Raw genomic sequence first — 13,961 nt, forward strand, 5'->3', positions numbered from 1 at the left:
TGATCCATAAGTGTCTTTAAGCGTAGATCGCTGTTGGGGGTATGCTAAATCTTTCTGAAAGCTTATTTGCGAAATTGTTTGATGATGATTTATAGCATGCGGTTGCATATAGTTTTTCCGTTTCTAATTTTTTGTGTTTCTTAATTACCAATCCATATTCTGGATGCGTAATCCAATTATCCCAAGCGCTTTGCCAATCGCGTTCATTTGCATTTCGACATGGATTGGTTTTTGAAAAGCGTACAAATTTTTCAAATTCTGATAAGGCTTCACCATGCGTTAATCCTTGTTCAGTTGCGTATTGAAAATCGGGTTTGAAATCTTCTAGTATTCTTTCAACTTCTTGTTTTTCCCTTGTTTTCTTTGTTCCTTCAAAAAAGTTTGCTTTCTCTGGAAAATAAGCAGGCATCATCGTGTCAAAGATTTCTGAAAGTTTTTTTCCAACCTTTTTAACTTTTCGTGAAGGCAATTTCGCAATCATCGCTTCGTTAATTTGCCATCGGTTGTTAACTTCGTTTGAAAGATTGATATTTTGCTCGCGAATGATTGGTTGTTTGGTTTCTATCGTTTTGATTTGCTCTGATTGAACATCATCACACTCGATTGGCTCGTCAACCAAATCGTTTGTTTCTAAATTTTCAAAATCAATTTCTCTTTTTGATAAAATAATATTTTTATTTTTTTTGTTATTGTTATTGTTAATGTTATTGTTAATGTTATTGTTAATGTTATTGTTATATATATAGGCATCATTAAGCATCGCTTTAGCATCATGCTTAGCATGCTTAGCATCATTAAGCATCGTTTTAGCATCATTAAGCATTGCTTTAGCATCGTTTTTATCAGTATTTTCAGTAACTTGAGCATCATCACAAGCATCACAAGTATAAGTTGTATGTTTATCCCATCTTGCCTGCGCTGCTTTCTTTGCTCTCTCCGATAATCTCTTTGATCGTGATGCTTTTGATACCTTTTCTAAACTCTCATGAGAGTTAGTAAGCTCTTCTTCAACATCTAAATTCCACAAGCGACCATCTGCTAAACGAATGAAATATCCTTCTTCAAGCAAAACATTCAGTGCCGCTTCAAACTTCTTCACTGAATAACCAGTGTAATTAGATAAAACTTTAATATTATAAAAAAGAGGTTCACCAGTACGCAACATACGTAACCGTAATCGCATATAGATATTGCCCTCTACAGCAGGCAAATAATCAACAACTATTGCCCACTTGTCTGCAAAAAGCCTCGTCCATGGCAACTTAGTTGACATACCCCAATTCCCTTTCTTTAACTAAATATAAAATTGCTAAAGCATCTGCTTCGTTATCATCTTTCGGATTGTGCCCTTTTGCACGCACCGCCTTAATCATCTCTTCTTTCGACGCATTCCCCTTGCCTGTCGTCGCTTTCTTAATCGTACTTACTGGTATCCCCTCATACGGTATCTGATGCTGTTCACACCACGCCGTTAACGTTGCTAACAAACCACCGTAAACATGCGCTGCATCTGTACCTTTATGACGCCTCACCTCTTCAAAATACACCACGTCAATTTGACCTGCTGTCTGCTTTATTTCTGATAGCCATTGCTTAAAGCGCAAGTAACGCATTCCACCGCCTTCAAAACGGCGCGATTGAAAATTCACGGTACCACTGAACATGTCACCACTTGCACCACGTATCGCCCACCCCGTTTTGGTACCTAGATCAAAACAAAGAATCGTGTTAATCACCACACCACTCCATACATAACGTGTTTTATAAGATTGTTTTTTTCCGAAAATGAAGGAAAGAAGGGTGTATAGGATATGGAAACAATACTTAAATGGATAAGTGCATTAGATACTACTGTCATTGCTATTCTTAATGGAATTTTCCTTTTTTGGTTTAGAAAACAAGACTTAAAAAAAATAGATGAACAAATAAAGCACCTTGAAAGCCAAGCTGAAACGGCAAAAAAACATCTCACCATCTTATGGCAAGAAAAAGAAACGCGAGACTTAGGTCCAAACCTAAAGGTTGTTATAGATGGGAAACCATACGTATATAGGAGCGGTAAAGATTTCTTTATTAGAGTAGATGTAATCATAAAAAATCCTACAAAATATTCAATAAAAATGAATAATTTTCAGATAGATAAAAAAAGTCCGTTTGCATTTGTTGAAGGTGGTTCTATAGATCATGTAATAGCTTTTACCCCTGAGAATGAAAAATACATGGGGTTTGAAAGCCCTTTTAGAGCAGACTTAAACTCTCAGGACATATGCGGCTATTTTAGTCTAAAAAGACATGAAAAAGCACTATTTACTCTCACAGTTCGCCACCTCAAACCAAATATCGAAACTGTACCAATCTTTATCATTGAACACACTTCATCAAATCACCCAGAAAGAGTGGTTCAAACTAAGTTTTGGCCTAGCTTTTTTCTATCTTTTGAAGAATAGAAAATGTTAGAAGGAGATAATTTTTGAATTATCTTTTCTTGCTCGTGTATTATTTTATCTTTTTCCATTATCTCATCTCTTAAATTTTGTGTCTTTTTATAGAAGTAATAAACGTGATAAAGTGCCACTACGTTACAAATTATTAATGTGATATATTTAGATAAATACTTAATTTCTTCTGGACTCATCTTTCTCTCCTCACTTACCCTTCTTCTTACTCTTCTTATTCTTATGAGACGGTGCTTTTACTGCTTCATCACGCTGTTTAAGCTCTTGTGTTAGTCTTTCAACTTCCTCGTCGCGTGATTGAACATCTGCTTTTAGTGCCTGTATCTTTTCACTTTTCCGTTTGAAATCTTCTCGGTACGCATCTATCTTTTGCTTAAGTTCTTCAATTTTCTCGTCGCGTTCTTTAATCTCTTGCTTCAATTCTTTAATTTCCTCGTCGCGTTCTTTAATCTCTTGCTTCAGTTGTTTAATTTCTGCTTCAGACTTTCCTATATCCGCATCACATTCATAAGTTATATTTCTATTCCCTAATATAAAATCAGTATTTACCTTTTTTACTCTTGCCCTAAGATATTGAATCTCCTCTGAAAGAGCCTTAACCTGCGCGCGATAATGCAATGCAATACGAAACATCATTCCGCTTAAGAGCAAAACTGAAACCACTGCTATCCATAAAATTTCATTCGAACTCATCTTTATCTCCTTTAATTTTTATGAGGGCGGTCATCATGACCAATCTGTTGTGCTTCGCATTCCATTAAAAAAAGAATGCAACAAGCCGCATGTGCCAAGTGTGATAAATCACTCTCAACATCCTTATGCTCTCCACCAAACCATGCTAATAAATGACGTAAAGCAGCACCGTGAAACCTGCTCCAGTGCATGCCATTACGCCAATTGTTTGCTCCGTACTTCTTTGCCCCAAACTCTAAAACTTTGCCGATTTCAATCAGTGCCAACGGCGGTATAAGCTCTATACGAGGCTTACCATCATCATTCTTATGCGCTTCGTTTGTGCTATATGAAACGTGTTTACGCATGTAAACTTCGTCGTTATCGCTAACCTCTCCATAGCCACAAACCTTGGTATATCCACAAACCTTGGCATTTCCGTAAACACGAGCATTTTCACAAACCTTAGCATTCCCATACACATGCGCATTGCCATAAACCGAAGCATCATTACTAACACAGACATAGCCACAAACCTTGGCATTGCCATAAACACGGGCATGGTCACTAACATGCGCATGCCCACTAACACGAGCATTTTCATAAACTCTAGCTCTGCCATAAATATGGGCATTGCCATAAACATAACTATCTCCATAAATAAAAGCATCTATACCAACACGGGCATTGCCATAAACACGGGCGTTTTCATAAACATTGGCTCCATTAAAAACCCATGCATTTTCATAAACCTTGGCATTATCAAAAACACAAGCCTTCTGAGCAACCCAACATTCACCATGATGACTTAAGTTGCTCTCTTTTTCGATATACCCCCCAATCTCTCCAGCCTTCACATCTCCAAAATCTCTTAAGGCTTTAATACGATGAAGTGTGTGATTACCAAAAACACGTGTCTCATCCGTGAATTCATATTTCTTTTCTACAGCCATCTTTATCTCCTTAATGCTGTAAAGTTTCTCCGGTGTGATCAACACCGCAGCTCTTGCTAATTTTCGACAATGGGGGGTGTTGCTCTTGCATTAATCTCTGCAAGCGCTCGGGATAAAAAAAATCTTCTGGACGCAAATCTATCCCATGATCACGTGCGTAATCTAAAATTTTTTGCTGGTGTTTTGCTGGCATGTCACGCCATCTATAAACAGATGACACATCTCTTTGCACTATGGTTGCTACAGTTTTGAAACCACCTAAATATTTTATAATTAATCTCGAAGGCATATGTAATCTCCATAACAGCGCAATAAATAATTGCACTTTTTACATATGTCAACAAAAAATGCACCTTTCACATTTTTGCATTTTACGTATTTTTAGGGATAATATTTAAATTATGAGTAGCAATATTGAAAAAAGTATCCAACAATGGCTAGAAAAAAAATTAGACGAGCGCGGACACGGTGCTCAAATAGAACTAGCCGCCTACTTGGGAATCCATCAATCCACTATAAGCAGAATGATTAATCCTTACAAAAATGGAAAATCAAGAAGCATAAGTATTGGGGAATTAGTTAAAATAGCTGAGTTTTTTAACGAGCCCCCCCCCAATTTCTTCAATGATGTTGATCAAGAATTTATGAATTTTTATCGTGATCTTTCTGAAGAAAACAAGAAGTCTGTGATTTTATATATTGAGTTTTTAAGGCAATCAAAAGATAAGTTATAGTTTCCTTTTCTTTCTGAGAAAACCCTTTTAAAAGATTAGAATCTTGTTCCGCTATTTGCATTTTGTATCTCCATAAATTGTGGATAGTGCACTTTTTAAAAAAACATATCTAGCATAAATATGCACTTTTTACATTTTTATGTTGACACTTGCACTTTTTGCATATATTTATCTCCCATATCTTAGAAAATAACTTTTGCCAATAGGCAGTATGGAGGCATTTGTGAATAAACCAGTGTTTATAAATTCTGATGAAATTCTCTTAGTGATGTGCGAAAATGAAGAGCAAAATCTCGCTAAATCTGGTCCTTTCTTAGAAGAAAGTGACATGATCAAATTTATCGACCAAGCCGATAATGCTGTCCAAATTTTGCGTATTGAACCAACGACTAATCGTTGCGAAGATATCTCTGAAGATATTGCCGAATTCTATCTTAAAGAATGTGAAGAGCAGTGTTTCAACGGAAACATTCCTCACGATTTTATTCTACACAGCACAGCATACGGTTTTTTTTTAGATGATATAAAACAGCGCGAATATGATGATGCAATGTATGGTTCTTACGAAAAACAACACCGTTTGCGTCCTTGTGATGTGCTTTAAAAGCTAAAGGCGTTTTTAAAAGACGCCACCTTCTCTTATCAATATTGGTAATTCAAAGAGATTATAAAAATGGATAATCCTATCACTATTACAAATAACACCATTAACGAAGAAAGCGTTCAAACAGTCAACGCACGTGATTTGCATAGTTTTTTAGAAGTAGGTAAAAAATTTGCGGACTGGATTACTGAACGTATCAACAAATATAATTTGGTAGAAAATCAAGACTTTGTTTGCTTCCCTATTTTGGGAAGCAAAGGAAGGGGTGGTCACAATCGTAAAGACTATCATCTAACTCTAAGCGTAGCCAAAGAGCTTTCTATGCTTGAAAACAATAAGAAAGGTAAACAAGCCCGTCAATATTTTATTGAATGCGAGCGGCGTGCAAAGCAAGTTGTTACACCACAAATCGATTACTCAAGTCCACAAGCGATGATTGGCTTTTTGAATTACCTACAAGGTCAAATAAGTCAAAAAGATACTATCATTGAAGATTTAAAACCAAAAGCCATGGCTCTTGAAAGCTTACAACGCTCTGATGGGCTCTTCGGTCTTACTGAAGCCGCTAAAGTGCTCGAAATGCAACCAAAACAATTCATTCTCTTCCTACAGAAAAAAGGATGGGTGTATCGACGCACTTTCGGGGCTCACTTATTGCCTTATCAGGATAAAATCCAAAAAGGACTAATGGATTGTTCTACATACACTATTCAAACAACAGAGGGGACAGAAAAAGTTATACCCGCAGCAAAAATCACAGCAAAAGGAATTGGTGTGCTGTCTCAAGAGCTTAAAAGACAAAGCATGCATTAAGAGAAAGTTATTATGATAAAAAAGAAATACGAACTGACTGATGAAACAATCGAAGTTGATGGCAAAATCCTTCACCGCATTCGTGCACTGAGAGATTTGGGGGACGTCAAGAAAGGTGATCTTGGCGGCTATATCGAGAAAGAAGACAATCTAAGTCATGATGGCAATTGCTGGGTTGGGGGTTATGCCAAGGTTTATGATGATGCTAAGGTTTACGAAAATGCACAAGTTTACGGTTATGCCGAGGTTTACGACAATTCTCGTATTTATGGCAAAGCAGAAGTTTTCGATGAACCATGCATTTATGGTCATGCAGAAGTTTACGGTGATGCATATATTTGCGGTGAACCGCACGTTTTTGATAATGCAGAAGTTTATGGCAATGCACAAGTTTACGAAGAGCCACACATTTACGATAGGGCGCGTGTTTACGGCAATGCAGAAGTTTCCGGTGATGCGCATGTTTACGGTCATGCAAAAATTTACGGTGCAGCATGTGTATGTTGGGACGACTGGATTGATGGCAATAAAAGAATCTCAACTGGAGAAAAGACCAGATGAAAAAATACGAATTTACTGATGAAAAAACTGTGTTTGATGGAAGAACTCTTCACCGAATTAGAGCATTAAGAGACTTTGGATATGTCAAAAAAGGTGACCTAGGCGGTTTTATAGAAAAAGAGAGCAACTTAAGCCATAAGAGAGACTGTTGGATTTTTGGCAATGCACAAGTTTACGGTGATGCCAAAGTTTATGATGATGCGCGGGTTTATGGGAATGCACGCGTTTATGACAATGCACAAGTTTATGATTATGCCGAAGTTGGTGGTGCTTCTGTTCGAGATAATGCCAAGGTTTTTGACTATGCGCGGATTTATGGGAATTCTGTTATAGGGAAAAGTGTACACGTTTACGGAAATGCTAAAATTTACAATCAAGCATATATTTGCTGTCGTGTAAACATTGCTGGAAATTGTAAAATTAGTGGCTCCACCGTAATCGTAGAACGTGAGAAATAGTAATCATGGAAAAGAAATATGAACTTACTGATGAAACAATCGAAGTTGGGGGCAAAACTCTCCACCGCATTCGTGCATTGAGAAGCTTCGGAAAAATCAAGAAAGGTGACCTAGGCGGCTTTATAGAAGGTGAGAGCAACTTAAGTCATGAAGGAGACTGTTGGGTTTATAATGATGCCATGGTTTATAGCGGTGCAAAAGTTTACAACAATGCCAAGGTATTTGATAACTCAAAAGTTTGTTATTTTGCAAATATTTATGAAAATGCAACAATTCATCATAACGCAAAAATATATGGTGGTCGTATTTTTGGAAAAGCACATGTTTACGAAAATGCAAGTGTTCATTGCAATGCAGAAGTGTATGGTAACGCACACATTTACGGAGATTCAGAGGTTCGTGGAGGCAGTATTATCACAACGAGCGAGAGAAGATAATTATTATGTATAGATATGAAATTAAACCTACTTTGTGTTCGCAGTTAGTTGTGAGAAATACCCACAATCCAGGTGAACTTTGTATAACGATCTCTGGAGATAAGGGCGAGCCCTATGTAGATACCATAATCTCTAAAGACAAAATAGATGCCTTCTTAAGTGAAGAGAATATCGTGCCAATGGAACTCATAGGATCGCAATGCTTTGCATTTTCATACGAATTCAGACCGTTTGCATGCACTAGATTTGAAATGATACCACCCAATTCAGATGAATCTTTCTTGTTGACGCTATATTCTGATCATTGTGCATATATAAAACGCATTCCAATTGATCGGATTGTACAACCTGTAAAGACAAAACTCTAACACCCCAAAACCAGTCTTTTAACACCAGCGTGATTCACGCCACGGGTGAATTGCGCGCAATGTAGGAAATCAAGATGAGTGAACAAAACACTAACCTAATAGAAATTGAAGAAACACATCATGTAGCCGTCGAACAAACTGTCATGGAACGTATTTTAAATAAAGCCTTAGACAGTGACGTCGATATGGATCGCTTAGAGCGTCTTCTTGATTTAAGAGAACAAGAGATAAAACGACAAGAGCGCCAAAATTTTGTCCGTGATCTTTCGGCTGTGCAAATGGCATATAAAAATATCGAACAAAACGCCATTAATAAACATACAAACAGCAAATACGCTACACTTGATCAGTACATTGATGCTGTAAAAGACGGACTTGCAACATACAAATTTGCTTTGTTTTATCGTATTAAAAATCAAACAGAAAAAAACGTTACCATAGAAATAACTCTGTCTCATCCTTCAGGCAATGAAATATCAACAGAAGGAACATTTCCAATTGACAGTACAGGCTCTAAAAATAGCATACAATCACTTGGTTCCACACTTACCTACGCACGAAGATACCTATTAGGCATGCTTCTTAATTTAGCAAGTAAAGAAGACGATACAGATGGTCAAATGCAAGCCAAAGAAGACGATACAAATAATCAAAAAGTTTCCTCTAAACAGATAAAGCAAATCGAAGAATTAATCGAACAAACAGAATCGGATAAAAATAAGCTTCTCTCTTATGCAAAAGTAGAAAAGCTAACAGATATGTCTTGTGAAACAGCAGACGACGTTTTGAAAATATTAGAAAGCAAGCCAAGAATTCAAAGAGAAAGCGCTCTACAATCTCTCCCACCACAAGAGAAAACATACGTTCCTATACAAGATGCCGAATATATTCACGTCCAAGATATAGAATATGTACCACAAGAACAAAGAACGGCGGTGTGATATGGAACAAAGAACAGCAGAATGGTTTCAAGCGCGCTTGGGTAAAGTCACCGCATCAAACATTTACAGCGTACTCAGTAAAACTACAAAAGGATTGCCTACGAGCAAATATGAAGACTACAAAATCAAACTCATAACAGAACGTTTAACAAGAGAAACAAGCCCCTATTATGAAACTGAAGATATGAGATGGGGTATTGAGCATGAAGATGATGCCTTGAGAGAATATGGCTTCATTTATGATGCCGATATAACAAAATGCGGCTTTATCCAACACCCCACAATAGAAATGGCGGGGGCTAGCCCCGATGGTCTCATTGGAGAAGACGGTTTAATCGAAGTCAAATGCCCGAGATCAGTAACACATATGCGCTTTTGTATAGGTGACGAAATCAAACCAGAATATCACGCACAAATGCAATTCCAAATGGCTTGTACAGAACGAAAATGGTGTGATTTCGTAAGCTATGACCCACGTTTTACGGGGGAATTCTTTCACTTACGCATGAAAGTCAAGCGTGTTCTCCGTGATGATCAACAAATTGAACAGATCAATCAAGCTGTTGAAACCTTTTTAGCAGAGATAGAACGAGAGATAAAACAACTCTCAACAAAAGCTGCTTAACCTTATGGGGGTGTTTTGTTCCCCGCATATCTACGAGCACCCCCACCCTTTCACATAAGGAAATTAAACGTGTGTAACATCGAACATATTATCATACAGCCTGCTAAAGATGAGGAATTTTGTTTTTTTACCATTGGCTATGAAGGTAGGTCCCTTGAGAATTATCTTAGTTGTCTCATAGAAAACAATATCAAAACTTTATGTGATGTTCGTAAAAATCCAATAAGTAGAAAACACGGATTTTCAAAAAGACAATTAGAGCAAGCTGTAAGCAACATTGATATTGAATATATGCATATGCCTGAACTTGGAATTGCCTCTGAAAAACGAAGAAATTTGAAAACACAAAAAGATTATGACCGCCTTTTTGAAGATTATCAAAATACAACTCTCAAGAATAATTCTTGTGCAATAAACAAATTATATCAAATGTTTTTAAACAAAAAGCGCGTTGCAATCACCTGTTTTGAAGCCAATGTATGCATGTGTCATAGAGGACAACTCGCATTAGCTCTCACTCAATTGCCTGATTGGAAATATGAAATTAAGCACATCTAAAAAATAAACTTACAGATTTTTTACATATGGAGGTGTTTCTCTTCACAAATGCCTCCTAGCACCCCCACCCTTCTTAACACTTTCAAGTAATGCGTGATTCACGCCACACGTGAATTGCATCTCAATGTAAGGAGAAAAGATATGGCGCCTCGTCCAGCTGCTATAACGCAACCAGCCATTGCACGCGCTTTAAGAGAAGCTAAAAAACAAGGTTGTGAACTCGTAGAAATCAAACCTACCGGTGAACTGCTTATCTATCTTAAATCCGATATTCCACTACCAAATTCAGTTAACCACCCAGACAAACTTTTAGACTTGTCAAAGAATGAATATTACGAAACCGCACTCTCTAAGATGTAAAATACCATGCCAAAACCACGTCCTCCTCATCTTGTCAAAGAAGTCACACGTCATGGTAAAATTATATGGTATGTACGTATTGGTCATGGACCACGTATTAGAATACGCGGCACCTATGGAACGCAAGAGTTTGTTGATAACTACAAAAGCGCACTTGCCGAGTTACAAGGGCTTATACTTCCTAAATCAAAAACTGGTAAGCTAGTCGAAGGTTCATTCGCATGGCTCCTTAAACAGTATTTTAATAGCTCCAATTGGCATAACCTCGCTAAAGCCACAAAGAAACAAAGAGAATACACTCTTATGAAAGTGTGCGATACTATAGGTCACATTTCATACCAAGCAATCGAAAAGAAACATATCATAGCCGGTGTTGAACGGCGCAAAGAAACACCAGCAATGGCTAGAGACTTTCTACAATCCCTAAATGGGCTTTTTAAATGGGCAATTGAACAAGGACTTTTGGAAAGCAACCCTACTTTAGGTATCACAAGACCTCCTCTTAAAAATAAAGAGGGCTTTCCCGTTTGGACAGAAGAAGATGTTGAAAAATATTACCAACGCTGGTCACATGGTACCCATGAACGCGTTTGGATTGATGTTCTTTTATATACGGGTCTGCGTCGTGGTGATGCGGTCCGCATTGGCTGGAAAGACGTCAAAGATAATATCATTCACATCAAAACAGAAAAGAGCCAATTTAAAACAGATGTCTTTCTCCCAATTTTGCCAGAATTAGCCAAAACGCTTGAAGTTGGTCCTATTGGAGAAGAAACATTCATTTGTGGTAAACGCGGGAAAAAAATACCCAAAAAAAGCTTCGGAATTACATTTTATAATGCTTGTACCCAAGCAGGTATCAAAAAATCAGCGCATGGCTTAAGAAAATTAGCAGCAACACGCGCAGCTAACTCTGGTGCAACAGTATCACAACTCAAAGCACTCTTTGGCTGGACAAATGACAGTATGGCATCTCTTTATACCAAGAGCGCAGATCGCAAAAAACTCTCCCTTGAATCGATACAAAAGCTCCAAAAAAGTTAGGGATAGAGATAAAAAAACATAATAGAATCAATAAGCACCTAATCCCTTACTACAAATATAACTTTTTGATTTAATTATTATTTGTTACCGTTTGCTAGAAATAACAATGAAATAATGAGCTCAAATATTGATGAATGAAACGGAAGGTTTAAATTGAAAATATTAATTCCAGATGACTATCAAAAAGCCACCCTAACATTACAGTCTATTACAAAATTAATGAAATTGCATGAAGTGCTGGTTATAAATAATTTAGCTAAAGAATGTGATTTAGAAGATAAGCTCAAAGAGATAGATATTCTTATCTTAATCAGAGAGCGGACTATAGTTGATAGAAATCTTCTCCTGAAACTGCCAAATTTAAAATTAATCTGCCAAACAGGCCCTATAGGTTCACATATTGATATAGAAACTTGTAGAGACTTAGGAATTGAAATATTAGACGGTGGTGGAGATCCAACTTCTGCTGCTGAATTTGCGTGGCTCTTAATTATGTCTGCGCGTAGAAAACTCTGTAAATCTGTATCTGATATGAAAAAAGGACGATGGCAAACAACATTTGGCAACCAAATGAAAGGGGCTACTCTTGGAATATTCGGGTTTGGCCGTATTGGTAAAATGGTTGCTCAATATGCTCAAGCTTTTGGCATGTCCATTTTGGTTTATGGGAGCGAGCGTTCAACGCAAGAAGCAAAAAATTTAGGTTATCATTTTACGCATTCAAAAGATGAATTTTTTACACGTCCTGACATTATATCCGTCCATTTACGTTTAAGCGATAAAACCAGAGAAATCATAAAATTAGATGATCTATTGAGCATGAAACCTCATGCTATTTTTGTCAACACAGCGCGTTCAGCTTTGGTTGAAAAAGGGGCGATAGAAAAAATACTAAGTTTGGAAAATTCAACTTACTTTGCACTGGATGTTTATGACAGCGAGCCAGTATATGAGAGCAAATTATTGCAATCAGATAGAGTTCTTTGCACACCGCATCTGGGCTATGTGACTGAAGAAAGCTTTGAGAATTATTTTGAAAAAGCTTGCCAAAATATAGCGTCTTTTATAAAGAGCGCTTAATGCCGGCTGAGCCAATGTTTGTAAAATTTATCTTATATCGCTAGCCTATCAAATTTGCACGACACATATTGGCTGGACAGATGACGCCATGTCATCTCTTTACACAAAGAGCGCAGACCGTAAAAAACTCGCTCTTGAAGCTATAAAAAAACTTCAAAAAGATGAGGAATAGAGGCAAAAAAACGTAATAGAATCAATAGCGAATAAAACCCTCACTATTAATATAACTTATTGACTTAATTATTATTGAGTATCCATACGGTGGTATTGAATATTCGGTTGAGTTAAAAAAATAGCATTTTCGCTGCTACCACATAGAATATTGACAATTCTTATGAACAAAAAGGGGTCTATTACCCCTAGACCATATTTAATCTTTGAAAACCTTCCTGTTGATAGACAAATTAATACGTCACCTAATCCTTATAATTTAGATGCGTCTTGTAAAAGTGACTATATTAGCGAAAATTTAATTATGATGTTTTCTGTAGTGATCGGAGAGCCTTATTCAATTAAGTTTGAAGGCGAACATATAGTAAATAACCTGCTTCCTTTAGAGGATAATAAAAAAGATTATACAGAATTAGGATCTGAAGTTGAGTTAGATTTTCATACAGAAAATGCTGCACTAAAATTTATAACGGGTTTAAATTTATCTCTTAAAGGGGATACTTTTATCTGGTGTTCGCAATGATGTTGATGGCCCGTTAACGAGAATAGTCTGATGCACGTCTAGCTTTAAAATTTTTAAGTGAGGAGGATTTGAGGAGCTTAAGGGATAATTTATATATAATTAATGTTCCCTATAGATGGAGAAAAAATGGGGTAACCTCTACAAGTAAAGTGCCCCTAGTTCACAGGGACAGTGAATTCCCTGATATCAGCGCTGTTTTTTATCCTGGCATGTTAGAACCACAGTCAAAAAAGCCAAGGAAGCTTTAGATCATTTTTATGAAGCTATTAAGGCTGTATCTTTTGGAATTGATGTACCACTAAGGAAGATTATTATACATTGATAATAGAATGGCTCTACACTCTAGAGATAAGTTTTTTGGATCATTTGATAGTTATGAAAATCCAATGCGGTGGATTCAAAGAGTGTTTGTGTCTGCAGATTTATGGAATTATAGATATATAGAACAAATAAAAGAAAGAGTATTTAATTTTCAATGTTAATATCCTGATAATGATATGATGTTGAGTATTATTCTGATTTATATATTGATGATACATCTCATATGTATAGGTTTCTCCCGCATAATCAGGTGAGGTTACTACCTAATTATAAGCTATGGTG

19 protein-coding genes and 2 pseudogenes are annotated in these 13,961 nt (G+C 36.8%); 15 read left to right on the forward strand and 6 right to left on the reverse strand.

Annotated elements, in window-relative coordinates:
• Window positions 1-16: 16 nt before the first annotated feature.
• Window positions 17-1,273, reverse strand: a complete 1,257-nt coding sequence (locus ACFILY_RS04600; protein ID WP_404977401.1) for a hypothetical protein — start codon at window positions 1,271-1,273, stop codon at window positions 17-19.
• A complete protein-coding gene (locus ACFILY_RS04605; protein WP_375637971.1) occupies window positions 1,263-1,736 on the reverse strand; it encodes a crossover junction endodeoxyribonuclease RuvC in 474 nt (157 codons plus the stop codon). The genes ACFILY_RS04600 and ACFILY_RS04605 overlap by 11 nt, the downstream gene beginning before the upstream one ends.
• Before the next feature lie 75 nt (window positions 1,737-1,811).
• Between ACFILY_RS04605 and ACFILY_RS04610 the strand changes: the two genes are divergently transcribed.
• Window positions 1,812-2,447 (forward strand): hypothetical protein, encoded by a 636-nt coding sequence (locus ACFILY_RS04610; protein ID WP_375637970.1) that lies wholly within the window; start codon window positions 1,812-1,814, stop codon window positions 2,445-2,447.
• Between the two features lie 198 nt (window positions 2,448-2,645).
• Here ACFILY_RS04610 and ACFILY_RS04615 read toward each other — a convergent pair whose 3' ends face one another.
• The 4 genes and pseudogenes from ACFILY_RS04615 to ACFILY_RS04630 all read right to left on the reverse strand — a co-directional run bounded on the left by ACFILY_RS04615 (window position 2,646) and on the right by ACFILY_RS04630 (window position 4,370).
• Entirely contained in the window at window positions 2,646-3,149 is a 504-nt protein-coding gene (locus ACFILY_RS04615) for a hypothetical protein (RefSeq protein WP_375673290.1), read from the reverse strand.
• A gap of 11 nt (window positions 3,150-3,160) precedes the next feature.
• Window positions 3,161-3,496 (reverse strand): dATP/dGTP diphosphohydrolase domain-containing protein, encoded by a 336-nt coding sequence (locus tag ACFILY_RS04620; RefSeq protein WP_375631912.1) that lies wholly within the window; start codon window positions 3,494-3,496, stop codon window positions 3,161-3,163.
• 213 nt (window positions 3,497-3,709) lie between these two features.
• Window positions 3,710-4,081 (reverse strand): annotated as a pseudogene (locus ACFILY_RS04625) (hypothetical protein); the annotation flags it as partial.
• Window positions 4,082-4,091: 10 nt separating this feature from the next.
• Window positions 4,092-4,370: a hypothetical protein gene (locus ACFILY_RS04630; protein WP_375660270.1), complete on the reverse strand. Its 279-nt coding sequence runs from the start codon at window positions 4,368-4,370 to the stop codon at window positions 4,092-4,094.
• 112 nt (window positions 4,371-4,482) lie between these two features.
• Between ACFILY_RS04630 and ACFILY_RS04635 the strand changes: the two genes are divergently transcribed.
• The 14 genes and pseudogenes from ACFILY_RS04635 to ACFILY_RS04700 all read left to right on the forward strand — a co-directional run bounded on the left by ACFILY_RS04635 (window position 4,483) and on the right by ACFILY_RS04700 (window position 13,358).
• Entirely contained in the window at window positions 4,483-4,815 is a 333-nt protein-coding gene (locus ACFILY_RS04635) for a helix-turn-helix domain-containing protein (RefSeq protein WP_375612684.1), read from the forward strand.
• A gap of 223 nt (window positions 4,816-5,038) precedes the next feature.
• The gene (locus tag ACFILY_RS04640) at window positions 5,039-5,419 is read left to right on the forward strand and encodes a hypothetical protein (protein WP_375621921.1); all 381 of its coding nucleotides are present in this window, start codon (window positions 5,039-5,041) and stop codon (window positions 5,417-5,419) included.
• 69 nt (window positions 5,420-5,488) lie between these two features.
• Window positions 5,489-6,232: an antA/AntB antirepressor family protein gene (locus ACFILY_RS04645; protein WP_375631926.1), complete on the forward strand. Its 744-nt coding sequence runs from the start codon at window positions 5,489-5,491 to the stop codon at window positions 6,230-6,232.
• 15 nt (window positions 6,233-6,247) lie between these two features.
• Window positions 6,248-6,793, forward strand: coding sequence for a hypothetical protein (locus ACFILY_RS04650; protein WP_375673293.1), 546 nt, complete (start codon window positions 6,248-6,250; stop codon window positions 6,791-6,793).
• Window positions 6,790-7,251, forward strand: coding sequence for a hypothetical protein (locus ACFILY_RS04655; RefSeq protein ID WP_375673291.1), 462 nt, complete (start codon window positions 6,790-6,792; stop codon window positions 7,249-7,251). The genes ACFILY_RS04650 and ACFILY_RS04655 overlap by 4 nt, the downstream gene beginning before the upstream one ends.
• A 5-nt stretch (window positions 7,252-7,256) precedes the next feature.
• Entirely contained in the window at window positions 7,257-7,688 is a 432-nt protein-coding gene (locus ACFILY_RS04660; RefSeq protein WP_375613788.1) for a hypothetical protein, read from the forward strand.
• 442 nt (window positions 7,689-8,130) lie between these two features.
• A complete protein-coding gene (locus tag ACFILY_RS04665) occupies window positions 8,131-8,997 on the forward strand; it encodes an ERF family protein (RefSeq protein WP_375637959.1) in 867 nt (288 codons plus the stop codon).
• Between the two features lies 1 nt (window position 8,998).
• Window positions 8,999-9,622 carry a lambda exonuclease family protein gene (locus ACFILY_RS04670; RefSeq protein ID WP_375654870.1) on the forward strand — a complete coding sequence of 208 codons (624 nt, stop codon included), beginning with the start codon at window positions 8,999-9,001 and terminating at the stop codon, window positions 9,620-9,622.
• Window positions 9,623-9,691: 69 nt separating this feature from the next.
• Complete coding sequence (locus tag ACFILY_RS04675) at window positions 9,692-10,180, forward strand: DUF488 family protein (protein ID WP_375637982.1); 489 nt, start codon at window positions 9,692-9,694, stop codon at window positions 10,178-10,180.
• A gap of 141 nt (window positions 10,181-10,321) precedes the next feature.
• Entirely contained in the window at window positions 10,322-10,540 is a 219-nt protein-coding gene (locus ACFILY_RS04680; protein ID WP_273791657.1) for a hypothetical protein, read from the forward strand.
• A 6-nt stretch (window positions 10,541-10,546) separates the two neighbouring features.
• Window positions 10,547-11,584: a tyrosine-type recombinase/integrase gene (locus ACFILY_RS04685; RefSeq protein WP_375631159.1), complete on the forward strand. Its 1,038-nt coding sequence runs from the start codon at window positions 10,547-10,549 to the stop codon at window positions 11,582-11,584.
• A gap of 153 nt (window positions 11,585-11,737) precedes the next feature.
• A complete protein-coding gene (locus ACFILY_RS04690; protein WP_375637645.1) occupies window positions 11,738-12,664 on the forward strand; it encodes a D-2-hydroxyacid dehydrogenase family protein in 927 nt (308 codons plus the stop codon).
• A 70-nt stretch (window positions 12,665-12,734) separates the two neighbouring features.
• A pseudogene (locus ACFILY_RS04695) lies at window positions 12,735-12,836 on the forward strand (integrase); the annotation flags it as partial.
• A gap of 162 nt (window positions 12,837-12,998) precedes the next feature.
• Window positions 12,999-13,358: a hypothetical protein gene (locus ACFILY_RS04700; protein WP_375637646.1), complete on the forward strand. Its 360-nt coding sequence runs from the start codon at window positions 12,999-13,001 to the stop codon at window positions 13,356-13,358.
• Window positions 13,359-13,961: the final 603 nt, after the last annotated feature.

The organism is Bartonella sp. CL25QHWL, from assembly GCF_042195335.1.
GTDB lineage: Bacteria > Pseudomonadota > Alphaproteobacteria > Rhizobiales > Rhizobiaceae > Bartonella.